Source organism: Promicromonospora sp. NPDC050262 (assembly GCF_040655935.1).
Classification (GTDB): Bacteria; Actinomycetota; Actinomycetes; order Actinomycetales; family Cellulomonadaceae; genus Promicromonospora.
This window is the reverse complement of the sequence record NZ_JBFAKX010000011.1, coordinates 133,599-156,425: the sequence shown is the minus strand read 5'-3', so window position 1 is coordinate 156,425 and position 22,827 is coordinate 133,599. Positions and strand designations below refer to the sequence as shown.

The 22,827-nt window shown below is 74.2% G+C and carries 17 protein-coding genes; 14 read left to right on the top strand and 3 right to left on the bottom strand.

Annotation, left to right across the window (positions count from 1 at the left end; all coding sequences use genetic code 11):
* Window positions 1-82: 82 nt before the first annotated feature.
* Together AB0I29_RS17720 and AB0I29_RS17715 are read left to right on the top strand one after the other, a co-directional pair.
* On the top strand, window positions 83-1,591 hold the full coding sequence (locus AB0I29_RS17720) for a histidine kinase (RefSeq protein WP_285101743.1): 1,509 nt from the start codon (window positions 83-85) through the stop codon (window positions 1,589-1,591).
* On the top strand, window positions 1,588-2,262 hold the full coding sequence (locus AB0I29_RS17715; protein WP_357483753.1) for a response regulator transcription factor: 675 nt from the start codon (window positions 1,588-1,590) through the stop codon (window positions 2,260-2,262). Before AB0I29_RS17720 ends, AB0I29_RS17715 begins: the two co-directional genes overlap by 4 nt.
* 152 nt (window positions 2,263-2,414) lie before the next feature.
* Here AB0I29_RS17715 and AB0I29_RS17710 read toward each other — a convergent pair whose 3' ends face one another.
* On the bottom strand, window positions 2,415-3,116 hold the full coding sequence (locus AB0I29_RS17710; protein ID WP_357483750.1) for a hypothetical protein: 702 nt from the start codon (window positions 3,114-3,116) through the stop codon (window positions 2,415-2,417).
* A gap of 414 nt (window positions 3,117-3,530) precedes the next feature.
* Here AB0I29_RS17710 and AB0I29_RS17705 point away from each other — a divergent pair, with 414 nt between their 5' ends.
* The 9 genes from AB0I29_RS17705 (at window position 3,531) to AB0I29_RS17665 (ending at window position 16,279) form a co-directional block, all read left to right on the top strand.
* Window positions 3,531-4,430: an ATP-binding cassette domain-containing protein gene (locus tag AB0I29_RS17705; protein WP_285101747.1), complete on the top strand. Its 900-nt coding sequence runs from the start codon at window positions 3,531-3,533 to the stop codon at window positions 4,428-4,430.
* Window positions 4,431-4,604: 174 nt separating this feature from the next.
* Window positions 4,605-5,834, top strand: a complete 1,230-nt coding sequence (locus AB0I29_RS17700; RefSeq protein ID WP_357483745.1) for an ABC transporter permease — start codon at window positions 4,605-4,607, stop codon at window positions 5,832-5,834.
* Window positions 5,831-7,600, top strand: coding sequence for a PQQ-binding-like beta-propeller repeat protein (locus AB0I29_RS17695; protein WP_357483742.1), 1,770 nt, complete (start codon window positions 5,831-5,833; stop codon window positions 7,598-7,600). The genes AB0I29_RS17700 and AB0I29_RS17695 overlap by 4 nt, the downstream gene beginning before the upstream one ends.
* A 29-nt stretch (window positions 7,601-7,629) precedes the next feature.
* Window positions 7,630-9,249: a PQQ-binding-like beta-propeller repeat protein gene (locus tag AB0I29_RS17690; RefSeq protein ID WP_357483739.1), complete on the top strand. Its 1,620-nt coding sequence runs from the start codon at window positions 7,630-7,632 to the stop codon at window positions 9,247-9,249.
* 50 nt (window positions 9,250-9,299) lie between these two features.
* Window positions 9,300-11,045 carry a PQQ-binding-like beta-propeller repeat protein gene (locus AB0I29_RS17685; RefSeq protein WP_285101753.1) on the top strand — a complete coding sequence of 582 codons (1,746 nt, stop codon included), beginning with the start codon at window positions 9,300-9,302 and terminating at the stop codon, window positions 11,043-11,045.
* Between the two features lie 32 nt (window positions 11,046-11,077).
* A complete protein-coding gene (locus AB0I29_RS17680; protein ID WP_357483735.1) occupies window positions 11,078-12,763 on the top strand; it encodes a PQQ-binding-like beta-propeller repeat protein in 1,686 nt (561 codons plus the stop codon).
* Between the two features lie 65 nt (window positions 12,764-12,828).
* Window positions 12,829-14,526, top strand: a complete 1,698-nt coding sequence (locus AB0I29_RS17675) for a PQQ-binding-like beta-propeller repeat protein (RefSeq protein ID WP_357483732.1) — start codon at window positions 12,829-12,831, stop codon at window positions 14,524-14,526.
* Window positions 14,527-14,574: 48 nt separating this feature from the next.
* Window positions 14,575-15,360 carry a deoxyribonuclease IV gene (locus tag AB0I29_RS17670; RefSeq protein WP_285101757.1) on the top strand — a complete coding sequence of 262 codons (786 nt, stop codon included), beginning with the start codon at window positions 14,575-14,577 and terminating at the stop codon, window positions 15,358-15,360.
* A 55-nt stretch (window positions 15,361-15,415) separates the two neighbouring features.
* Complete coding sequence (locus AB0I29_RS17665) at window positions 15,416-16,279, top strand: NAD(P)-dependent oxidoreductase (protein ID WP_285101758.1); 864 nt, start codon at window positions 15,416-15,418, stop codon at window positions 16,277-16,279.
* A gap of 9 nt (window positions 16,280-16,288) precedes the next feature.
* Here AB0I29_RS17665 and AB0I29_RS17660 read toward each other — a convergent pair whose 3' ends face one another.
* A complete protein-coding gene (locus AB0I29_RS17660) occupies window positions 16,289-16,855 on the bottom strand; it encodes a TetR/AcrR family transcriptional regulator (RefSeq protein ID WP_285101759.1) in 567 nt (188 codons plus the stop codon).
* Window positions 16,856-17,020: 165 nt separating this feature from the next.
* On the opposite strand from AB0I29_RS17660, the gene AB0I29_RS17655 reads away from it, so the two are divergent.
* Both AB0I29_RS17655 and AB0I29_RS17650 read left to right on the top strand, forming a co-directional pair.
* On the top strand, window positions 17,021-17,584 hold the full coding sequence (locus AB0I29_RS17655; protein ID WP_285101760.1) for a hypothetical protein: 564 nt from the start codon (window positions 17,021-17,023) through the stop codon (window positions 17,582-17,584).
* A 1-nt stretch (window position 17,585) separates the two neighbouring features.
* Complete coding sequence (locus AB0I29_RS17650; RefSeq protein ID WP_285101761.1) at window positions 17,586-19,031, top strand: NAD(P)/FAD-dependent oxidoreductase; 1,446 nt, start codon at window positions 17,586-17,588, stop codon at window positions 19,029-19,031.
* On the opposite strand, the gene AB0I29_RS17645 is transcribed toward AB0I29_RS17650, so the two are convergent.
* Window positions 18,982-19,989: a DNA/RNA non-specific endonuclease gene (locus AB0I29_RS17645; protein ID WP_357483725.1), complete on the bottom strand. Its 1,008-nt coding sequence runs from the start codon at window positions 19,987-19,989 to the stop codon at window positions 18,982-18,984. The two genes, AB0I29_RS17650 and AB0I29_RS17645, sit on opposite strands and share 50 nt — an antisense overlap.
* A gap of 95 nt (window positions 19,990-20,084) precedes the next feature.
* Between AB0I29_RS17645 and AB0I29_RS17640 the strand changes: the two genes are divergently transcribed.
* A complete protein-coding gene (locus AB0I29_RS17640) occupies window positions 20,085-22,772 on the top strand; it encodes a phosphoenolpyruvate carboxylase (protein ID WP_285101763.1) in 2,688 nt (895 codons plus the stop codon).
* Window positions 22,773-22,827 lie beyond the last annotated feature (55 nt).

Genomic DNA, 22,827 nt, shown 5'->3' with positions numbered 1-22,827 from the left:
CGACGGGTCGTCCACCGTCTGCTGAGCGCGTCTCCGTCTCAAGGCGGAAGCGGTCGTGCCCCCGGTTTCCTACGCTGGGGGCATGGCCGTTGCCCTACCTCAGCCGGATCCCCGGCGCCCCGACGCCGACGCCCGGCAGCCCGCTACGGGTCCCGCCGCGCCGTCCGGCCGCGCCCAGAACGCCGCCGGTCGCCTGGCCGACTGGTTCGGCGTCGACTCCGACTGGGAGCGGGTGCCTGCCGGGCGCGACGCCTACCGCCGGGACCTGCTGCTGGGCGCCGGCTTCGCGGTGTTCGCGGCGGTCTCGATCGAGCTGGGCCACAGCATGGGCCTCTTCGAGGACGTCGACGTGCCGCTGTGGCTGGTCTTCGTGCTCGGTGTGGCCAGCACCGTCCCGCTCGCGTGGCGCCGCCGCTACCCCCTGATCTCGCTGGTGCTGGTGTACGCGGCGTGGCTCGCGCTCGGGCTGACCATCCCGCCCATCACGATGCTCATGCCGATGCAGATCATGTACTTCGTGGCGATGTTCACCGCGGTGGCCTGGGCGCGCGACCGGCGGGCCATGCTCATCGTGGTCAGCGCGTGCACCATGGTGATGCTGGGGTGGGTCGCCTGGATGTTCGCCGTGCAGCAGGGCATCGAGACGCTCCTGGAGGAGTATCCGACGCCGGCCGACTGGCCCGGTCAGGTGGACCCGTACCTCGCCAGCGCGGTGTACCAGGTCATCATGAACGTCGCGTTCTTCGGCGGCGCGGTGCTGGCGGGGCAGATGCAGTGGAACGCGGCGCGCCGCCGGGAGATCCTCGCCGACCAGGCGGTCACGATCGAGCGGCAGGCGGCCGCCCTCACCGACCAGGCCGTGGTCACCGAGCGGGTGCGGATCGCGCGCGAGCTGCACGACGTCGTCGCGCACCACGTGTCCGTGATCGGCATCCAGGCGGCCGCCGCGCGCCGCGTGCTGGACCGGGACCCCGCCCTCGCGGCCGAGGCCCTGGCCACGATCGAGCGCGAGTCGCGCGAGGGCGTCACGCAGATGCGGAACCTGGTGGGCACCCTGCGTTCGGTGCCCGACGGCGGCGCCTCCGCCGGGTCGGACGGCGCCTCCCGCGCGCCGGAACCGGGGCTGGCCGACATCCCGGCCCTGGCCGCCGCTGACGACGACGGCTTGGACACCACGTACCGCCAGGTCGAGGAACCGCCCGGCGCGGCCCGCGACGTGCCCGATCCCATGGGGCTGAGCCTCTACCGAACCGCCCAGGAGGCGATGGCGAACGTGCGGAAGCACTCGACGGCCCGGTCCGCGACAGTCACGCTCCGCGTGGTCCGCGGCCCGGAGGCACTGGCGGACGAGCGGTTCGCCCACGGTTACGCGGAGGTGGAGGTGCTCGACGACGGCCGGCCCCGCCACGGGACGTCCGGCTCCGGGCTCGGCCAGCTCGGGATCCGGGAGCGTGTCGCGACGCACCGGGGCGTGGTCGAGATCGGGCCGCGCGCGATCGGCGGGTACCGCGTGCGCGTGCGGCTGCCGCTGCCCGCGCCGGACGCCGCGTCGGAGGTTCTCCCCGCCGCCCGGACCGAGGCCGTCGGATGACGCGCGTGCTGCTGGTCGACGACCAGGCGCTCGTGCGTTCGGGCTTCTCCCTCATCCTCTCGGTGGAGGACGACCTCGAGGTGGTCGGCGAGGCGGGCGACGGCGCGACGGCGATCGAGCTGACGCGCGAGCTGCGCCCCGACATCGTGCTCATGGACGTGCAGATGCCCGTCATGGACGGTATCGAGGCCACGCGCCGCATCGTCGCGGAGGATCTCGCCAAGGTGCTCGTGCTCACCACGTTCGACCACGACGAGTACGTGTTCGACGGCCTCGCGGCCGGCGCCTCCGGGTTCCTGCTGAAGAACTCGGACGCGGAGCACCTCGTGGAGGCCGTACGCACGGTGGCGGCCGGGCACGCGCTGCTGGCCCCGCAGATCACGCGACGGGTGATCGAGCAGATGGTGGCGGGGGAGCGGCCGTCGTCGGGCACGATGGGTGCCCTGCGCGAGACGGCGAAGCCGGCGCCCGCGGGGCTCGCCCTCCTCACCCCGCGTGAGCGGGAGGTGCTGGAGCTGGTGGGCACCGGGCTGTCGAACGCGGAGATCGCCTCGACCCTGTTCCTCGGCGAGGCAACGATCAAGACGCACGTCTCGAACGTGCTGTCCAAGCTGCACCTGCGCGACCGCGTCCAGGCCGTGGTCCTGGCCCACCGACTGGGCCTGGTCTGAACGGGCCTGGTCTGAACGACGCGAGGTGCGCCTCTACCCCGCCATCTGGCCCGAAACAGTCCGTGTTCCGGGCCAGATGACGGGGTAGGCGAAGAAAGCGGGTCGCGCGCTTTCTTCGGTCCGGCAAGAACGCCGGAAATGGACTATTCAGCCTATTCCGCGGAAGGGCTCGCCGAGGGTTCCGGCGACGGGCTGGTCGACGGTTCCGGCGTCGGTTCCGTCGAGGGCTCCGGGGTCGGTTCGGGCGTGGGCTCCGGGGTCGGCGTGGGCGACGGCTCCGGGGTCGGGCGCGACGTCGGCTCCACGGACGGCTCCGGCGTGGGCTCCTGCGACGGTGGGTCGGAGGGCTCGGGCGTGGGCTCCGGGGTGGGAGTCGGAGTCGGGGTCGGCGTGGGCGTCGGCGTGGGTGTGGGCCGCGGCGTCGGCTTCTGCGTCGGCGGGTCGGTCGGCCTCGGCGTGGGCTTCGTGGTCGGCCGGGCCGGCGGGACGGGGTTGCCGGCTCCGGTGTCCGGCTCCGGCGCGATCGTGTAGTCGCTCGTCGGCGGCCCGTAGGTCTTCTCGGTGCTCTCCGGCGTGTTCTCCTGCGCCGACGGCGGCGGCGTGTACGTGAACGGGTTCTTCTGCGGCGCGGGCTTGCCGTGCACGTCGACCGTCGCGTTCTCGCCGGGCCCTGCCACGGGCTCACGCTTCAGCATCATGGGCGGCAGCCCCTGGAGGCTGTCGGCCGACGAGGCCCCTGCCGACGTCAGCCGGTTCTGGTCCTTGCCGGCCGGCTGCACGGCGACGGCACCCATGATTCCGGCCGTCAGCACCAAGGCCGCGGCCGTTCCTGTGATGAACAAACGCTTGCGCACGCTTCGCTCCCCCCTGCGGGTTCAGATGTTGCCCGGTGCCCCTGTGCCACGACGTCCCGGCCCGTGGGCCGAACCGCCATTCGTCCGGCGGAGTGCGTTGCACATTCCTCCGCGGACGGGCTTTCGAACAGTTCACGGCCGCCCTTGTTCTGAGCGGCGTTCCGGACGGGACAATACGTGGCAGAACGACGACGGCAACCGGAACCTGTAATACCAGGTCAATGCCCGCGCGCCGGGGTCGGGGTAAGGAGTGCGGTCGGCAGAATGTCACAAGTTTGGTACCTCGGAATGCCGACTTCCTGACATTTTGCCGACGACCATCCGGACCGGCCCGCCCAGGCCCGTCCAGCGGGGGAGTGCGGGTCCGACTTTCGGTGGATCCCGCGGGCGGCGTCGGCCTCTAGCGTGAGGGCCATGAGCGATCTGGAGGTGCGGGAGCTGACCCGCGTGTTCGCCTCGGGCGACACACCCCGGCGGGCGGTGGACGGCGTGAGCTTCACCGCGTCGTCGGGCCTGCTCACCGGGTTCGTCGGTGGGAACGGTGCCGGCAAGACCACCACCATGCGGATGATCATGGGCGTGCTGGCGATCACGAGCGGCGAGGTGCTGTTCGACGGCTCCCCCGTCACCCGGCACGACCGCCGCGAGTTCGGCTACATGCCCGAGGAACGCGGCCTCTACCCCAAGCAGCCCGTGCTGGACCAGCTCGTCTACCTGGCGCGGCTGCGCGGCATCGACGCCCCCGCCGCCCGCCGCGAGGTGCTGGAGCACCTCGACCGGCTGGGGCTCGCGAGCCGGGCGAAGGACCACGTGGAGAAGCTGTCGCTCGGCAACCAGCAGCGGGTGCAGATCGTCGCGGCGGTCATGGGGCAGCCCAAGGCGCTCGTGCTCGACGAGCCGTTCAGCGGGCTCGACCCCGCCGCCGTCGACGCGATGGCCGACCTGCTGCGCGAGCACACCCGGCGCGGCGTCCCCGTGCTGTTCAGCTCGCACCAGCTCGACCTGGTGGAGCGGCTGTGCGAGCGGCTCGTCATCCTGGGCGGGGGCCGGCTCCTCGCGAACGGCACCCCTGACGGCCTGCGCGCCCAGGGCGTCACCCGGCACCGGCTGGTCCTGTCGGGCGACGCCGGCTTCGTGCGCGGAGTGCCCGGCGTGCTCGCCGTCGACGTGGACGGTTCGTCCGCCCTGGTCGAGGTGCACGACGACGCCGCGGCCAGCCGCCTCCTGGCGGCCGCCCTGGACCGGGGCACCGTCCAGGAGTTCTCCCCGGTGCGGCCGACGCTGGCCCAGATCTACCGCGAGGTGACCGCGTGAGCCGGAGGCGCAGCGCAGGGTGGGGACCGAGGAACGAGGTGCGTGCCCGGAGCGGAGCCGCAGACTCACGCGGAGAGGACAGAGCGTGAGCCGGAGGCGCAGCGCAGGGTGGGGACCGAGGAACGAGGTGCGTGCCCGGAGCGGAGCCGCAGACTCACGCGGAGAGGACAGAGCATGACGAGTGCATGGATGCTGGTGGCGACCCGCGAGATCGTGGTGCGGGCGCTCAACAAGGGGTTCCTGATCGGCCTCGCGGTCACCATCGCGATGATCGGCGGGCTGGTCGGCTTCAGCGCCTACATGGACGGGCGCACCGAGTCGTTCGACGTCGCCGTCGTGGCCGGGGACGACGCCGCCCTGACGGCCGCCGAGTCCGCCCGCGACGGGGCGGCGGCGTCGGACCAGAACGTCGAGCTCGACGTGGTCCGGGTCGACGACGCGGCCGCCGCCGAGGCCGCCCTCGAGGACGAGACCGCCGACGCCTGGCTCAGCTCCGAGGCGACCCCCGGTGCCACCGGCGCCACGGGCGACGACGCGGCCACCGGCTGGTCCCTCTCCGGCTGGCGCGAGCCCGACGGCGACCTCGCCGGCCTGCTCGGCACCACCGTGCGCGACCAGGTCATGACCGACCGCGCGACCGGCGCGGGCACCACCATCGAGGCGCTCACGGCGGGCAGCGAGATCGAGACCCAGCGCCTCGACGGCAACCCCGTGGACCCGCAGGTCGTGTTCCTCGCGGGGTTCGTGCTCGCGTTCCTGTTCTTCACGGGCGCGGTCGGCTCGGGCGCGATGATCGCGGGCAGCGTCATCGAGGAGAAGCAGTCCCGGCTGGTCGAGATCATCGCGACCGCCGTACCGCTGCGGCAGCTCCTGGCGGGCAAGATCATCGGCAGCTCCGTGATCGCGCTGGCCCAGAACCTCCTGCTGGCCGCCATCGGGCTCGTCGGGCTCTCGTTCACGGACCTCTCGGCGGTCCTGCCCGCGATGACGGCCACGATGGTCTGGTTCGTCGTCTTCTTCACCGTCGGGTTCGTCGCCGTCGCGGCCCTGTACGCGGTCGCGGGCTCGCTCGCGTCCCGCACCGAGGACCTCCAGTACACGACGACCCCGCTGATGATGCTGCTCATGGGCGTCTACATCGTGACGTTCTCGGCCGACGGCGTGCTCGAACGGGTCCTGTCGTACATCCCGCCGGCGTCCATCGTGTCGATGCCGGTGCGGGTGCTCAACGGCGACGCGCTCTGGTGGGAGCCGGTCGTGTCGCTGCTCGTCCTCGTGGTCGCCACACTGGGCGCCGTGCTGGTCAGCGAGCGCGCCTACCGGGGCGCGCTGATGCAGACCGGCGGCCGGGTCACGTGGAGGTCGGCCCTGGCCACGGACCGGGGCACTACCCTCGGGGCGTGACCGAACGCACCCAGCCCGACTCCGCCGCGCCCGGGAGCTCCGACCCCGAGAAGGTGCACACCTTCGACCTGATCGACGAGGTCCCGGGCGCGTCCGGCAGGACCGCCCGCCCCGACGACGTCCGTCCGGACGGCGCCGACCCGGGCGACGGGTCCGGTACCGCGGCCGATGATGACGGAGCATCCGCGTCCCGGGAGCCCGGACGGGTCACGGTGGCGCTCGCGGGTGCCCGCACCGCCGTCGGGCGGACGGCGTGGCGGGGCGGGGCGGCCGTGCGGCGGCGGCTGCCGGGCACCCGCCGGGGCAAGGTGCTGCTGGCGGGCGGGACAGCCGTCGTCGTCGTGCTGGCGGTCGTGGCGGGGGTGCTGGTCGACGCCCAGGTGCGGCACCGGGATCTGCTGGCCGCCCCGGGCGGCGTGCGGAGCCTGGCGGAGAAGCCCACCGAGCAGTGGTCCATCGACCTGGAGAACCCGATCTCGGCGACCCTGGTCGAGATGCCGGGCCTCCTCGCGATCGTCGGGGACGAGCAGGTCCGCGGCGTGGACCCGGCCACGGGCGAGGTGCGCTGGACCGTGCACGTGGGACAGTACCCGGACTGCGGCCCGACGGGGCGGCTCGGCGTGGGCGGACCGGTGTCCGCGGAACCGGCCGACCCCCTGGTCTGCGTCAGCTCCGGTGAGGCTCCGCAGGAGGTGACCGTGATCCGGCCGGACGGCACGACGGCGAGCCGCGAGCTCGACGAGGGCGCCGTGGTCGCCCCGGCCGCCGACGGCACGCTGATCACGTTCGAGCTCACGGGTGAGGAGCAGGAGCCGCGGCCCGTCGTGGTCGACAAGATGGGCGCCGCCCACCTCCCGAAGGGGTTCACGGGGCCCGACCTGGTGGTGCGCCGGGAGGACGCCGCCACCGGCGCGGAGCGCTGGAGCGAGACCGTCGCGTTCGGCGCTCCGCTGCCCGAGAGCTGCGTGACCTACGACGACAACGCGCCGAACCTGGACGTCGCCGGAGCCCTGGGCTGGACCCTGCTCGACGGCGTCCTGGAGGTGCAGGGCTGCGGCGTCTCCGCGGCCTTCCTGCTCGACGGCACGCGGCTCGACGATCCCGAGGACCCCGCGGACGCCCCGGCCGGCGGCCTGGACACCGCGTCGTTCGCGGCCCTGCCCGACGGCGGCTGGGTGCAGCCCGCGGCGGAGCCCGCCGCCGACGGCGCCGCCCGTGACGCCGTGCACCTCCCGGACGGCGGCGCCGTGACCCTCGACGGCCGGGCCCTCGTGCCGTGGGCCACCGACGGCCGGGACCCGGGGCTGCTGCTGGCCCGCGTGGGCTCGCGGACGAGCGCCGTGTCCACCGACGGGAAGGACGCCGGGGAGGTGCTCTGGACCGTGCCCGACCTCGCGGTCGTCGCGGTGCTGGCGCGGGTCTCCGGTACCGCCGTGGTCATGGACGAGGAGGGCGAGGTGCACGGGATCGACCTCGGCACCGGCGCGGAGCGCTGGACCGTCGACGCGGACGTGCTCTCCACGCACGGCATGGCCTGGACCGTGGAGTCGATGATCTTCGGGGCATACACGGACGGCGACACCGTGCTGTTCCCGGCGTCCGCGGACCCCGCGGGCGACTCGTCGGGGCTGCGGCTGCTCGCGATCGACGTCCGCGACGGCTCGGTGCGCTGGGAGGTCGACCAGGACACCCCCTACACGCAGGTGATCAGCGTGGACGGCTACGTCGCACAGATCACCCAGCAGGGTGTGGTGGGGCTCGGCTGACTCGCGGGACCCGCGAGTAGGATCCGGCCATGTCGCGGCCTGACCAGCAGGAACCCATCGTCTTCGAGCTGGTCGAGCACAACGGGCCGGACGCGGGCACCGACCACGGCGACGCCGACCAGGACGGCTCCCCCGGCCGTCGTGCGCCCCGGCTGCCCCGCGTGCCGCGGCGCACCTGGCTGGTCGCCGTCGCGGCAGTCGCGGTCGTGGTGGTGGGCGTCACCGCCGTCGACCTGGTGCGCGACCACCGGCGGGCCGAGGTGATGCGCACCTCGCCCATCGGGGTGGCGTCGCTCGACGACCCGCTCGCGAAGGCCTGGACCGTGCCCTTCGACGTCGCCGCCCCGGGTGGGGACCAGACGTTCGTGGACCAGCAGCTCCTGACCATGGACGGGCTGCTCGTGGTGCCCCCGGGCACCACGCGCGGCTTCGCCCAGGTGGACGTCTCCACCGGGGCCACGAAACCCGCCCGGGTCGGGTTCGAGGACGTCGTGGCCGTCGACCCGGGTTCGGGTGAGGTCGCCTGGCGCGTGCCCCTGGGCGAGAACCCCGTGTGCGGGCCGTCCGGCTACGACGCGTCGGTGTCGGCCGACGAGCTGGTGTGCGTGCAGGGCCCGGCGGACGCGCGCGAGGTGCTGACCGTCGCGGCGGACGGCGGTACGCGGACCCGGGCGGCGGACCTGGCGGACGGCGAGCAGACCTTCCCCGGGCCGGACGGCACGGCGGTGCGGGTGGTCCGGACCGGTAGCGCCGCCGAGGAGGCGGTGTGCGACCTGGGCGTCTGCACGCCGTCCGTCCTCACCGAGGGGCGCGACGTGCTGGTCACCGCTGAGGACGCCGCGACCGGCGCCGAGCGCTGGACGAGCACCCTGGAGTTCGAGCCGGTCGAGGTGATCAACTGCCAGCCGCTGGGTGACGGGTTCGAGCAGGGGAGCGTCGACGCCGACCGGGTCACCGTCCTCACCGGCGCGGAGTCCGTCACCGTGGACGGCTGCGGCATCTCGGGCGTGCTGTCGGTGAGGGGCGTCCGGCTCGACCTCGCCGGCGAGTCCGATGCCGACGTCGCCGGCGATCCCGGCCTGTCCTCGCACGCCTGGGTGAACGAGCTCGGCCCGGACCTCTTCGCCGTCGAGTCCGATCCCATGAGGACCGTCGTCGTGGACGGCGCGGGGAAGGTCCTGCGCACCTTGGACGGCTGGATGCAGGGCGGGAACGTGTCCCCCGACGCTCCCGACGACCTCTGGTTCGTGACGGCCCGGTCGGGCGGCTACGGGTTCGAGGCGGTGCGCGAGGACGGGTCGGTGGCCTGGAAAGACATGAACAGCCAGCGTGTCCTGCTCGTCGGCCGCGACGTGGTGGTCGCGGACCGCGGGTCCCGGGTGGTCGGGCTGGCCCGGGACACGGGCGAGCAGGTCTGGTCGTGGGAGAGCGGGGACATGGCGGGCATGGCCCGCTACCGGGTGCTGACCGACGGCGAGACCGTGGTCCTGGAGCACATGCGCCAGGAGGGCACCGGCGCGGGCCTGCTGGTGGCGCTCGACCTCGGCACGGGCGAGCAGGTCTGGGACGCGCCGCTCGCGGGTTCCGCCGTCGCCGTGGACGGGCACGTCGTGGAGGTCGGCCCGGAGGGCCTGGCCGGCCTGGGATGACCTCCCGCGAGGGGCTGATCTGAGGCACCGGGCGGCGTTACGCTCGCCGCATGGCGCGCGACCCGGACGAGGGCGCTGCGTACGTCTTCGACCTGGTCGACGACGACGCGGCCGACCCGGGCGCGCTGCTCGGCGCCGCCCGGACGGACGGTACGGGCGGCCCGGGGAACCCCGACCGCGGTGCCGGTGCGGACGGTGCCGGAGCCGACGGCGCCGGAGCCGACGGCGCCGGGTCCCCGGCGGGCGGGCCGGCGGTGTCGGGCGGCCAGGTCGTCACGTGGCGCCGTGCGGCGCCGCTCGTGGCCCTGCTCGCGGTGGCGCTGGGCACGGGGCTGGCGGTCGACGGCGCGCGTGACGCCGCCCGGATGGAGCGGATGCGCGACGCCCCCGGTGGGGTCGCGGACCTGTCCGTGCCGCTCGACGAGACCTGGGTCTGGCAGGGCAAGGTCGACCTCGGCGAGGGCATGACCGACGTCGCGGTGCTCGGCGGCGACCTGGTGTTCGAGTCGGAGGGCGAGCTGGTCGCGCTTGACCCGGCCACGGGCGAGGAGTCCTGGACGGTCGAGCTCGGCGCGGGCCCGGAGTGCGGCCCCACGGTGTCGCCGGTGTGGGACGACCCGACGACGCCGTCGCTCGTGTGCCTTCAGGAGCGCGGCCGCGAGACCGAGGTGATCGTGGTGCGGCCGGGCGGCGAGACGTCGGCCCCGCGCCTGCTCCCCGCTGCCGACGCCGCCCGGTACGGGCAGCCGCACACCGGGCCGGACGGGACGGTCCTGCGCGCGCGGCGCGTCGGGCCCGAGACGTCGCTGGGCGAGGACGTCCGGTGCGACGAGTCGGGCGAGTGCAACGGGCAGATCGTCGACGGGCGTGACCTGGTGCTCCGCGCCGAGGACGCCGTCACGGGCGAGGAGCGCTGGAGCGTGACGGTGCCGTTCCACCCCACGGAGGCCGCGCAGTGCACCAGCTCGTTCAGCGCGGCCTGGGGGAGTTCGGAGAACCGCATCCACCTCAGCGGGCAGCTCGCCCCCGAGGCCTTCGGCGCCCGCGTCCGGGCCGACCTCGTGAACGTGGAGGGCTGCGGCGTCCAGGCCGCCGTCACGTCGTCCGGGGTGCTGCTCGGCAGCCGCCTCGAGCCGGGTTCGAGCGTGGTGGGACGGCTCGACTCGGGGGGATACCTCGGGATGACCTGGGACGGCGTGACGCGCACCCTTTTGTACGACGCCGACGGCGCGACCCGGGGCAAGGTGAGCGGGTACGTGATCGCCCCGAAGTCCACGGACGAGGCCGGCCCGGCCACCCTGCTCGCGATCGACGAGCCGCGGCGTCGCCTGTCGGCCCACGAGGCCGACGGGACCGCGCGCTGGGACATCGCGCTCCAGTCCGGCGGGCAGGAGTTCCTCGCCCAGGTGGGCGAGACGGCGGTGATCACCACGGGGGCGGGGACCGTCCGGGGCCTCGACCTGGCGACCGGCGAGGAGAGGTGGACCTGGGACGGCTCGGACCCCGACGTGCTGGCCGACGGCGGCTACTTCGGCACCGCCTACGTGGTCCAGTCGTTCACCGACGGCGAGGTCGTGCTCCTGCTGGCCGAGGGCAACGGCACCGTCGCGCGGGGCATGGTGGCCCTCGACGCGGGCACGGGCGAGGTGGTCTGGGACGAGGCCGGTGGCGGGCCGGGCACCACGCTCGACCCGCACGACGGCGACGTGGTCCGGCAGGGTGTCACCGGCGACCTGGTCGCGGTGGACGGGCACCTGATGGAGGTCGGGTCGGTCGGCGTCCGCGGTCTCGGGTGAGCCGGAGGCGGCTCCGGCATACCCTCGACCTCATGGCGCGAGAACCGGGCGAGGGCGGTCGGCTCGTCTTCGACCTGGTCGACGACGCCGCGGGTGCCGAGGCGCCGTTCACCCGGTCCGGCCCCGACGAGCCGCCTCCTCCGGACGGCGACGAGGGCGGCGCCGGTCCGGACCCGGACGGCCCGTGGCCGCCGCCGGGCGCGCCGAGCGGGAGGCTGCGCCTCCTGGTACCGGTCGCGGCGGTGCTGGCCGTCGTGCTCGGGACCGGCCTGGCCGTCGAGGGCGCGCGGGACGGCGCGCGGATGGAGCGGATGCGCGACGTCAGCGGCGGCGTCGCGGACGTGTCCGTCCCGCTGGCGGAGACATGGCGGTGGGAGGGCCTGGTCGGGTCCCGGAGGGCGATCGACGAGGGACGCGGCAACGAGGTGGCCGTGCTCGGCGACGTCCTGGTCTTCGAGTCCGACGGCGAGCTCGTCGCGCTGCGCCCGGCGACGGGCGACGAGGCGTGGGCCGTGCCGCTCGGGGAGAACCCGGACTGCGGCCCGTTCGGGGCCGCGGGCTGGGCCCGGACGACCACGCCGTCCCTGGTGTGCCTGGAGGGCTCGGGCCCGGACCGGGCGGTCACGATGGTCGGGCCCGACGGCGTCGTGTCGGCCCGGCGGGAGCTTCCGGCCGCGGACACCGACCGGTTCGGGCTGCCGCGGCCCGGGCCGGACGGCACCGTGCTGCGCGCGCGGCGGGCGGGACCCGGGTCGGCCGTGGACCTGGGCGACGCGCGGTGCACGGACACGGGTGAGTGCTCCGGCACGGTGGCGGACGGCCAGGGCCTCGCGCTCCGCGCCGAGGACGCCGTCACGGGCGACGAGCGCTGGAGCACGGTCGTGCCCTTCCGGCCCACCCGGGCCGACCAGTGCAACAACTGGCTCGGCTCGTCCTGGGACGGCTCGGGCAACGCCGTGGACCTCGCGCAGATGATCGATCCGAGGGTCTTCGGCGCGCGGATCGGCGCCGACCTCGTGCAGCTCTACGGCTGCGGCATCGAGACGGCCGTCACCCCGGGCGGGGTGCCGCTCGGCACGGAGATCGAGCCGGGGACGGGCGGTGTGAGCAGCCTCGTCTCGGGCGGGTACACCGGGTTCACCTTCGAGGGCATGGTGCGGACGGTCCTCTACGACGGCGACGGCGCCGTCGTCGGCGAGATCGAGGGGCACGCGCTGGAGCCGGGGGTGACGGACGGTCAGGGTCCGGGCGTGCTGCTGGCCATGGACACGGCCGGGCCGCGGCTGCGGGCCTACGAGACCGACGGGACGCTGCGCTGGGACGCCACGACGCGCGCCGGCGGCCAGCTCTTCCTCGCCCAGGTGGCCGGGACGATGGTCGTGATGACCGGGGCCGGGGACGTGCGGGGCCTGGACGCCGCGACCGGCGAGACGCGCTGGGTCTGGGACAGCACGGACGACGCCGACGGCCGGTACCCCGAGGACCTCTTCGTGTCCCGCACGTTCACGGACGGCGAGTCGGTGCTGCTGCTCACCGAGAACGGGTCCGGCGGTGCGGGCCTGGTGGCACTCGACGCGGCCTCGGGCGAGATCGTCTGGGAGCAGCACGGTGACACGGCGGTCACCGGCGGCATCTACCAGGGGTTCGACACCTCGCTCGTCGCCGTGGACGGACACCTGCTGGAGGTCACGCCGTCGGGCGTCCGCGGCCTGGGCTGACGGAGCGCCGCGGGCGGCCCGCGCTCTGGGTGAGCGGACGGCCCGTGCGGCATACGCTCGGTGGTATGGCTCGTCACGCGGACGACGACGCCGTCGTCTTCGACCTGGTCGACGACGAGGGACGCCGGACCGCGTCGTCCGCCCCGCCGTCGGCCGAGGGCGCCCCGGGCGAGGGTGCCCCGGACGGGGACGGCCCGGGCGAGGCCGGTCCGGCGTCCGGCGGGCCGCGTCCGGCGGGCGACCCGGCGCGTGCAGCGGTCCGGCGGCGGCGCACGCTCGTCGGCGCCCTCGTGGTCGCGGCGGTGCTGGGCACCGGGCTCGTCGTCGACGGCGTGCGCGACGCCGCGCGGGCCGAGCAGATCAGGTCCGTGCGCGGCGGCGTCGTGGACGTGTCCGCGCCGCTGGACGAGGTGTGGGCGTGGCGCGGCGCCGTCGGCTCGCGCCGGGCGTTCGTGCGGGGCGAGGGCAACCAGGTCGCCGCCCTCGGCCCCTTCCTCGCGTTCGAGTCCGACGGCGGGCTGCTGGCCCTGCGCGCGGCCAGCGGCGAGGAGGGGTGGACCGTACCGCTCGGTGAGGACCCGGACTGCGGGCCGACCGGCTACCTGGGCTGGTCGGGGGTGGCGACGGAGGTCCTGGTCTGCCTCCAGGGTTCGGGGGCGGAGCGCGAGGTCTTCACCGTGGGGCCCGACGGCGTGGCCTCCGCGCCGCGCGCGCTCGACGCCGGGGACGAGCAGCGGTATGGCTACGCCCGACCCGGCCCCGAGGGGACCGTGCTGCGCGCCCGGCGGATCGGGCCCGAGCCGCCGGACAGGGACGGCGCCCAGTGCCCGGACGAGGGGGAGTGCAGCGGGACGGTCGCGGCGGGCCGGGACCTGCTGCTGCGCGCCGAGGACGCCCTGACGGGCGAGGAGCGCTGGAGCGCCGTCGTCCCCTTCCGGGCGATGGCGGCCGAGGGCTGCCGGGCCGGACCCTTCCTGCCCTGGGACGGGAGGGACGACATCGTGCGGTCCGGCGAGCACCTCGACCCCGAGGGGTTCGGTGCGCGGATCGAGCCGGGCCTCGTCCAGGTGTGGGGGTGCGGCTTCCGGGCCGGTGTCACCGCGGACGGCGCCGTGCTGATGATGGAGGGCGTGCCGGGGTTCGCGTCGGTGGTCGGCCTCGACACGGGCGGGTACGTCGCGCAGACGATCGCCCAGCGGTACGCCGGCAGGATGGACAGCGCGCTCTACTCCCCGGACGGCGCGGCGGTCCGGAAGGTCGCCGGGACCCTGAACCGCCCGCAGACCACGGACGATCCTCGTGCGGCCACGCTCCTCTCGACGGAACCGCCCGGGGGTCGTCTGCGGTCGTACGCGGCGGACGGGACGCAGCGCTGGGACGTCGCGGTGCGGGACGGCACGGCCCAGTTCCTGGCCCAGGTGGACCGGACGGTGGTGACCACGACCTGGACCGGGGGCGTGCGCGGGCTGGACCTCGACACGGGCGCGGTCCGCTGGACGTGGCGCACGCAGGGCGGCCTGTACGACTGGCCGTACGAGAGCAGCTATGTGTCCCAGGCCTTCACCGACGGGCAGTCGCTCCTGCTGCTCCTGGAAAGCGGGAGCGGCGACCAGGGGCTCGTGTCGCTCGACGTGGCCTCGGGCGAGCTGGTCTGGGACGGGACCTCGTCGCACGTCCTCACCCCGAAGCCGGACACGATGCTGCTCGCGGTGGACGGGAACCTGCTGGAGGTCTCGCTGGACGGGGTCCGGCGGCTGGGCTGATCCGCGCTGCCCCCGCCGGATGTCGGTGAGCCGTCCTAGGGTGGGCCCATGGTGAGAATCGGCGCGCACGTGGACCTGGCCGACGCGATCGGGGCGGCCAAGGCGCTCGACGCGGACGCGGTGCAGGTGTTCCTCAGCGACCCGCAGGCCTGGAAGGTCCCGGACCTGCCCTACGAGGGCGGTGCGGAGGCGCTCCGGGCCGACGCCGCGGCGGCCGACGTGGACCTCTACGTGCACGCGCCGTACGTCATCAACGTGGCGTCGACCAACAACCGGATCCGGATCCCGAGCCGCAAGCTGCTGCAGCAGATCATGGACGGGGCGGCCGCGATCGGCGCCAAGGGCGTCGTGGTGCACGGCGGGCACGTCACCGCGAACGACGAGCCGGCCAAGGGCTTCGACAACTGGCGCAAGGCCATCGACGCACTGGAGACCGACGTCCCGGTGCTCATCGAGAACACCGCGGGCGGCGACTACTCGATGGCCCGTCGGCTGGAGCGCATCGAGCAGCTCTGGGCGGCGGTGACCGCCGCGAACGGCGGGGACAACGTCGGCTTCACGCTCGACACCTGCCACGCCTGGGCCGGCGGCATCGACCTCGCGACGGCCGCCGACCAGGTCCGCGCGATCACGGGCCGCATCGACCTGGTGCACGCCAACGACTCGCGCGACGACGCCGGCTCGGGTGCGGACCGGCACACCAACTTCGGCCGCGGCCTGATCCCCGAGGAGCTGCTGGTGGGCGTGATCGCGGCCGCGGGCGCCCCCGTCATCTGCGAGACCAAGGGTGAGATGGCGCCCGACATCGCCTGGCTGCGGGAGCGCCTCGGCTGATCCGTCGGCCCCCCGGTGGTCGAGCATGCCGGGACGACCTGGCAGGATCGGACGCATGGCGACGACGCAGCGGGTAGTGGTCACGGGCGCGAGCGGAAAGCTGGGCCGGTTCGTGGTGGAGCACCTGGTGGACTCCGGGTACGACGTGGTCTCGACCGACCGCGTGGCGCCCGCGCCGGGCAGCCCCGGTGACTTCACCGTCGCGGACCTGACCGACCTGGGCCAGGTCGTCGAGCTCCTGTCCGGCGTGGACGAGGGCGGGGCGGCGGACGCCGTCGTGCACCTGTCCGCGATCCCCGCGCCCGGCATGGCCACCAACGCGGCGACCTTCCGCAACAACGTGCCCAGCACGTACAACGTGCTGCGGGCCGCCCAGGTCCTGGGCATCCGGAACGTCGTGACGGCCTCCTCCGAGACCGTGCTCGGCCTGCCGTTCGACGTGCCGCCGCCCTACGTGCCGGTGGACGAGGAGTACGACGTGCTGCCGCAGTCCACCTACTCCCTGGGCAAGTCGCTCGAGGAGGAGATGGCCAGGCACTTCACGCGCTGGGACCCGGAGCTGAAGGTGGCCGCGCTGCGGTTCTCCAACGTGATGCGCCCCGAGGACTACGCGCGCTTCCCGTCCTGGCAGGACGACGCCGCGGCCCGGCGCTGGAACCTGTGGGGCTACATCGACGGGCGCGACGGTGCGCAGGCGGTGCGCCGCGCGCTGGAGGCGGACTTCACCGGGTTCGAGGCGTTCGTGATCGCCAACGACGACACGGTGATGGTGCGGGACTCGGCGGACCTGGTGGCCGAGCAGTTCCCCGACGTGCCGGTCCGTCGTCCGCTGCAGGGCCGCGAGACACTGCTGAGCATCGACAAGGCCCGCCGGGTGCTGGGCTACGCGCCGCGGCACCGCTGGCAGGACGAGGTCTGACGGCGGCGGCTACGCCCGGGCAGTCGCGCGGGCCGCGCTGCCGACGACGGCCCGGCAGCTCCGGAGGAACGAGTCCCCGACCCGGGACGGGTCGCCGAGGTAGCCGGCGACCATGACGCCGTCGCGGAGCAGCATCAGGTCCTCCGCGACCGCGGCCGGCTCGGCGAGCCCCAGCGGGGCGACGAGCCGCTCGAACGCGCGCACCCACCACCCGCGGTGCTCGTCGACGACCTTGCGGACCGGGCTGTCGCGATCGGGGTACTCGGCCGCGGCGTTGATGAACGGGCACCCGCGGAAGTCGGGTTCGCACGCCATGGCCCCGGTGTGCCCGGCCATCAGGGTCAGCGTGACGTCGACGTCGCCGTCGCCGTGGGCGATGGCCGCGTCCACGCCGGCGCGCTCCTGCGCCGCGCGGTGCTCCAGGTAGGCGACCACGAGGTCGTCCTTGGTCTTGAAGTGCCGGTAGAACGTCACCTTCGTGGTGCCGGCGCGTTCGATCACCTTGTCCACGCTCACGGCGCGCAGGCCGTGCGCGTAGAAGAGCTCGTTCGCCGCCTCGATCAGGCGGTCTGACATTGATCCGCGCACGGTCGCGATCATACGTGGCCCCTCTCGCCGTCCCCTTGCGCTCGACGCCCGGGGATGTGTACTGTCTCGGTAGGTAGAGTTACTAGTCAGTCTACCTAGACAAATGGCCGGGCGGATCGATTCCCGCTCGCGCCGCTACCGAGGGGAACTCACATGTCCACCACCGTGGAATCAACGTCGGCCGTTGCCACGGCCCGCGCGCTGCGGAACCTGTACTTCGTCCGGTTCGGCTTCGCGATCGTCTGGGCGGCCCTGCTGTTCGTCGTCGGGGGGAGCCTGGGCCCGGTCGCGATCGGGCTGCTGGTGCTCTACCCGCTGTTCGACGTCGCGGCGGCCGTGACCGACTTCCGGTCCTCGAAGTCCGCGCGCCCCACGGTGGGTCTGTACTTCAACATGGCGCTGAGCCTCGCCACGGCCATCGGCCTGGGCGTCGCGGTCACCTCCGGCATCCCCGCCGTGCTGCGGGTCTGGGGCGTCTGGGCGATCACCGCCGGCCTCGTGCAGCTCATCGTCGCGATCCGGCGCTACCGGCTCGGCGGCCAGTGGGCCATGATCCTCAGCGGCGGCATCTCGGTGTTCGCGGGCACGGGCTTCTTCATGATGGCCGGCGGGCCGGGCGCGGCTCTGACCTCGCTGGCCGGGTACGCCACGCTCGGCGGAATCTTCTTCCTGGTCTCGGCGTTGCGCCTGGGCCGCGTCATCAAGAAGGAGAGCTGACATGACCGAGAGCGTCTTCGACGTCGTCGTCATCGGTGCCGGACCCGTCGGCGAGAACGTCGCCGACCGCGTGGTCCAGGGCGGCCTGACCGCCGCGATCGTGGAGCGCGAGCTCGTGGGCGGGGAGTGCTCGTACTGGGCCTGCATGCCCACCAAGGCGCTCCTGCGCGACGCCGCCGCACTGCGTGCCGCGCGCAGCCTGCCCGGCGCGCGCGCCGCCGTGACGGGCGAGCTCGACGTGACCGCCGTCCTGGCCCGTCGCGACGAGTTCGCGGCCCACTGGCACGACGACGGCCAGGTCGACTGGCTGCAGGGCGCGGGGATCTCCCTGTTCCGCGGCGCCGGCCGCATCAGCGCCACCCGCACCGTCGAGGTGACGGACGCCGACGGTGGCACGACCGTGCTCACGGCCCGGCACGCCGTCGTCGTGGCGACCGGCAGCAGCGCCGTCCTCCCGCCGATCCCCGGCCTGGCCGACGCCGCGCCGTGGACCAGCCGCGAGGCCGCGTCCGCCCAGGCCGTCCCCGGACGGCTCGCGGTCATCGGCGGCGGCGTCGTGGGAACCGAGATGGCCACCGCGTTCGCCGCCCTCGGCGCGCAGGTCACGATGATCGCCCGCGACGGACTGCTCCCCAACGTGGAGTCGTTCGCGAGCGACCTCGTGGCCGAGTCGCTCAAGGCGGAGGGCGTGGCGCTGCACCTGCGCACCCAGCCCGTGGACGTCCGGCGCGACGACCAGGGCACGGTGCACGTCGCGCTCGCGGACGGCACGGACGTCACCGCCGACGAGGTGCTGGTCGCGACCGGCCGCCGGCCGAGCACGGACTCGATCGGCCTGGAGAACGTCGGGCTCATCCCCGGGGACTGGCTGACGGTCGACGACTCCCTCCGGGTGCTCGGCGGCGACGGCGTGCCGGTCGGCGACGGCTGGCTCTACGCCGCCGGCGACGTCAACCGCCGCGCGCTCCTGACGCACCAGGGCAAGTACCAGGCCCGGGCCGTGGGCGACGCCATCGCCGCCCGTGCCAAGGGCACGCCCGTCGACGTCGGCCCGTGGGGCCGGCACGCCGCCACGGCCGACGAGCGCGCCGTGCCTCAGGTGATCTTCACCGACCCCGAGATCGCGAGCGTCGGCCACACCGCCGCCTCCGCCGAGGCCGCGGGGCTGCGCGTGCGCTCCGTCGAGTACGACCTGGGCGCCGTCGCCGGCGCCTCGCTGCACGCCGACGGGTACACGGGCCGGGCCGCCATGGTCGTGGACGAGGACCGCAAGGTGCTCGTCGGGTTCACCGCGGTGGGTCCCGACGTGGCCGAGCTGCTGCACGCGGCGACGATCGCGATCGCCGCGGAGGTGCCGATCGACCGGCTGTGGCACGCCGTGCCCGCCTACCCCACGGTCAGCGAGGTGTGGCTGCGGCTCCTGGAGACCTACGGGCGGTCGGCATAGGCGGGACGCGGCCGGGCAGGGCGATCTGGTCGGGGGTCCTGATCTCCGACCACGCCCGTGCCCGCGGGAGCCGGTGGATCGTGATGTCCGTGGGCCGCGTGCCCGCCGGCTCCACGGGTGGCACCGCGAGCACGTCCGCGCCGGGCAGCGGGCCGAGGTCCAGCCGGGTCAGCGCCGCGACGTCGCGCACCGGCACCTGGTAGGTGCGGAACGGGCCGAGCGGCGGGATCTCGTCCCTGGCCAGGGCCTGGGCGGTGATCTCGTACAGCCTGGCGTCGTCGAGCTGGGGCGTCTGGTCCAGCACGAACGCCGTCGCCCGCAGCATGCCGGGCGCGACGCCGGCGGTGTCGCCGGGGCCGGCGCCGCCGGCAGGGCCGGTGATGCCGGCCGGGCCGGTGATGCCGGTGACGCCGGCAGGGCCCACCCAGGCGACGACCTTCCAGAACAGACGCGGGATGCGGACCCCGCGGTACGGTGGGTCGTCGGCGGCGAAGACGGGCCCGGTGTGGACCGCCAGTCGGTGGTCGTGGGCTGCGGCGTACCGCAGCACGTGGTCCTCGAGCCCGTTCCAGAGCTCCTTGGACTGGTTGAACCTGTTCACCTGCGGCGCGGCGTTCGTGTAGGTGAACGTGTCGTGGTTGGCCCGCGCGGCCGTCTCGGCGTCACCCCAGACGGGGTCGAGGCGGCGCACGAGGTGGCCGCGGTCCAGCGGGTTGCCCGCGTAGAGCGCGCTGCCGGCCTGCTCACCGCTCGGCACGCGGGAGTCCAGGCGCCAGCGGCCGGACCGGCGCAGCGCCTGGAGCGTGGCGCCGTCGATGGTGCAGGCCGTGGCCGCGGCGAGCCGGCGGACCGGGTCGAGCAGCACGGAGAAGTGGGTGTAGTCGAGCACACGCAGCTCGAGCGGGGAGGCGGGGAGCGGGACGCCGAAGCCGAGGAACTGTGCGTCATATCCGGTCACAGGCCGACAGCCAACCAGAGTGAGCCAGGTCATGACCAGACCAACAATCGGACGCGGTGGACGCCGCAAGGCAATCTCGGCCTAGGCTCTAGCCCGTGAGTGAATCAACTCAGACCGTCCGCGGCAACGCCCGGCACGAGGTACCTGACCCGCTGCGCGAGGACGTGCGCCTGCTCGGCGGCCTTCTCGGCAGGATTCTCCGCGAGGACGGGGGGCAGGGCCTGCTGGACGACGTCGAACGTCTCCGCGAGCTGACGATCCGCGCCTACGGTGACCCGTCGCCGCACGCGCTGGACGAGGCCGCCGACGTCGTGGCGTCCTTCTCCGTGGAGCGCGCCGAGCAGGTCGCCCGCGCGTTCACCTGCTACTTCCACCTCGCGAACCTCGCGGAGGAGTACCACCGGGTGCGCGTGCTGCGCGCCCGCGAGGCCGAGACGACGACCGGACCGGCCGTCCTGGAGGACACGATCCCCGCGGCGTTCGCACGGCTCACGGAGGAGGTGGGCCGGGACGAGGCGCTGCGTCGGCTCGACGAGCTGGAGTTCCGGCCGGTGCTCACCGCGCACCCGACCGAGGCCCGCCGTCGGGCCATCAGCGGGACCGTCCGCCGCATCTCGGACCTCCTGGCCGAGCGGGACATCCGCCGGCTCGGCGGCGTGACCCTCGCCGAGAACGAGCGGCGCATGCTCGCCGAGATCGACACCATGTGGCGCACCGCGCCCGTGCGGACCAGCAAGCCGTCCGTGATCGACGAGGTCAAGACGGTCATGGGCGTGTTCGACGCCGTGCTCGTGGACGTCTTCGGCGACGTGTACCGCCGCCTGGACGACTGGCTCCTGGCCGAGGACGCCGGCCGCGTGGCCCCCGTGGCCAAGCCGTTCGTGAAGCTCGGGACCTGGATCGGCGGCGACCGCGACGGCAACCCGAACGTGACGGCCGAGGTCACGCGGCAGGCCGCGAGCCTGGCCGCGGAGCACGCCCTCGCGGCGCTCGAGAGTCTCGCGGTCGAGACCGGGCGCAAGCTGACGCTCGACGCCGAGGGCACCACGCCGTCGTCGGACCTGAACGCGCTCTGGCGGCGCATCCGGCTCATCTCCGAGGAGGTGGCCCGGCGCTCCGAGGAGGCGTCGCCGAACGAGCCGCACCGTGCGGTCATGCTGGCGATCGCGGAGCGCATCGCCGCGACCCGGACCCGCGACGCCGACCTCGCGTACGCGAACGCGGAGCAGCTCGAGGCGGACCTGCTCGTGGTGCAGGACTCGCTGGTGGCGACCGGCGCGGCGCGTGCCGCGTACGGCGACCTGCAGCGGCTGGTCTGGCAGGTGCAGACCTTCGGGTTCCACCTGGCGGAGCTCGAGGTGCGCCAGCACTCGCAGGTGCACGCGGCGGCGCTCGACGAGATCCGCGAGCTGGGGGTCGACGGCGCGCTCGGTGACCGCACCCGCGAGGTGCTGGACACCTACCGGGCCCTCGGCGCCATCCAGAGCCGGTTCGGCGAGCGGGCCGCGCGCCGGTACATCGTCTCGTTCACGCAGGCGCCGGAGCACCTCGCCGCCGTCTACGAGCTGGCGGCGTACGCCTTCGCCGACGACCCCGACGGCGCACCCGTGATCGACGCCATCCCGCTGTTCGAGACCTTCGCGGACCTGCAGAACTCGGTGCCGATCCTGGACTCGATGCTGACCCTGCCCGCGGTGCAGAAGCGCCTGGCCGAGAACGGCCGCCGCGTCGAGGTCATGCTGGGCTACTCGGACTCGTCCAAGGACGTGGGCCCCGTCGCGGCCACGCTCGCGCTGCACGACGCGCAGTCGCGGATCGCGGAGTGGGCACGGTCCAACGACCTGAAGCTCACCCTGTTCCACGGCCGCGGCGGTGCGCTCGGCCGCGGGGGCGGCCCGGCCAACCGCGCGGTGCTCGCGCAGCCGCCGCACTCGGTGGACGGCCGGTTCAAGCTGACCGAGCAGGGCGAGGTCATCCTGGCCCGCTACGGCGACCCGGTCATCGCGTCCCGGCACATCGAGCAGGTCGCCGCGGCGACGCTGCTGGCCTCCGCGCCGTCCGTCGAGGCGGTCAACGAGAGCGCGACGGCCAAGTTCGCCGAGCTCGCCGAGTCCCTCGACGCGACGTCCCGCGCCAGGTTCCACGAGCTCGTGAAGGCCGACGGGTTCCCGCAGTGGTTCGCGCAGGTCACGCCCCTGGAGGAGGTCGGTCTGCTGCCCATCGGGTCGCGCCCCGCCAAGCGCGGCCTCTCCGTGAACTCGCTCGACGACCTGCGTGCGATCCCCTGGGTCTTCTCCTGGTCGCAGGCCCGCATCAACCTCGCCGGCTGGTTCGGCCTCGGCACCGCGCTGGCCACGGCCGGTGACGTCGAGCTGCTGCGCGCGGCCCGTGCCGAGTGGCCGCTGTTCGCGACCATGCTCGACAACGTCGAGATGTCGCTCGCCAAGACCGACGAGCGGATCGCCGCCCAGTACCTGGCGCTGGGCTCGCGCGACGACCTCGCCGAGATGGTGCTCGACGAGCTGCGCCTCACCCGGGAGTGGGTGCTGAAGATCAGCGGCAACGAGTGGCCGCTCGCGTCCAAGCGGGTGCTCGGCCGCGCCGTCCAGCTCCGGTCGCCGTACGTCGACGCCCTGTCGCTGCTGCAGGTCCGCGCGCTGCGCGGGCTGCGTACCGGGTCCGACGGCGGTTCCGCCGTGGACGGCGACTACGCCGGCCGGCTGCAGCACCTCCTGCTGCTGACGGTCAACGGCGTCTCGGCGGGCCTGCAGAACACGGGGTGACGCCGGTCTGGCCCGACCGGGCTCGGCAACACCCATGACCTGAAGGACCGATGGG

Bases quoted from the DNA above. Each gene is read 5' to 3' on its own strand.
- AB0I29_RS17700 (WP_357483745.1), top strand. From the start codon at position 4,605: ATGACGAGTGCATGGATGCTGGTGGCGACCCGCGAGATCGTGGTGCGG.
- AB0I29_RS17720 (WP_285101743.1), top strand. From the start codon at position 83: ATGGCCGTTGCCCTACCTCAGCCGGATCCCCGGCGCCCCGACGCCGAC.
- AB0I29_RS17690 (WP_357483739.1), top strand. From the start codon at position 7,630: ATGTCGCGGCCTGACCAGCAGGAACCCATCGTCTTCGAGCTGGTCGAG.
- AB0I29_RS17665 (WP_285101758.1), top strand. From the start codon at position 15,416: ATGGCGACGACGCAGCGGGTAGTGGTCACGGGCGCGAGCGGAAAGCTG.
- AB0I29_RS17670 (WP_285101757.1), top strand. From the start codon at position 14,575: ATGGTGAGAATCGGCGCGCACGTGGACCTGGCCGACGCGATCGGGGCG.
- AB0I29_RS17675 (WP_357483732.1), top strand. From the start codon at position 12,829: ATGGCTCGTCACGCGGACGACGACGCCGTCGTCTTCGACCTGGTCGAC.
- AB0I29_RS17655 (WP_285101760.1), top strand. From the start codon at position 17,021: ATGTCCACCACCGTGGAATCAACGTCGGCCGTTGCCACGGCCCGCGCG.
- AB0I29_RS17680 (WP_357483735.1), top strand. From the start codon at position 11,078: ATGGCGCGAGAACCGGGCGAGGGCGGTCGGCTCGTCTTCGACCTGGTC.
- AB0I29_RS17715 (WP_357483753.1), top strand. From the start codon at position 1,588: ATGACGCGCGTGCTGCTGGTCGACGACCAGGCGCTCGTGCGTTCGGGC.
- AB0I29_RS17660 (WP_285101759.1), bottom strand. From the start codon at position 16,855: ATGTCAGACCGCCTGATCGAGGCGGCGAACGAGCTCTTCTACGCGCAC.
- AB0I29_RS17685 (WP_285101753.1), top strand. From the start codon at position 9,300: ATGGCGCGCGACCCGGACGAGGGCGCTGCGTACGTCTTCGACCTGGTC.
- AB0I29_RS17650 (WP_285101761.1), top strand. From the start codon at position 17,586: ATGACCGAGAGCGTCTTCGACGTCGTCGTCATCGGTGCCGGACCCGTC.
- AB0I29_RS17705 (WP_285101747.1), top strand. From the start codon at position 3,531: ATGAGCGATCTGGAGGTGCGGGAGCTGACCCGCGTGTTCGCCTCGGGC.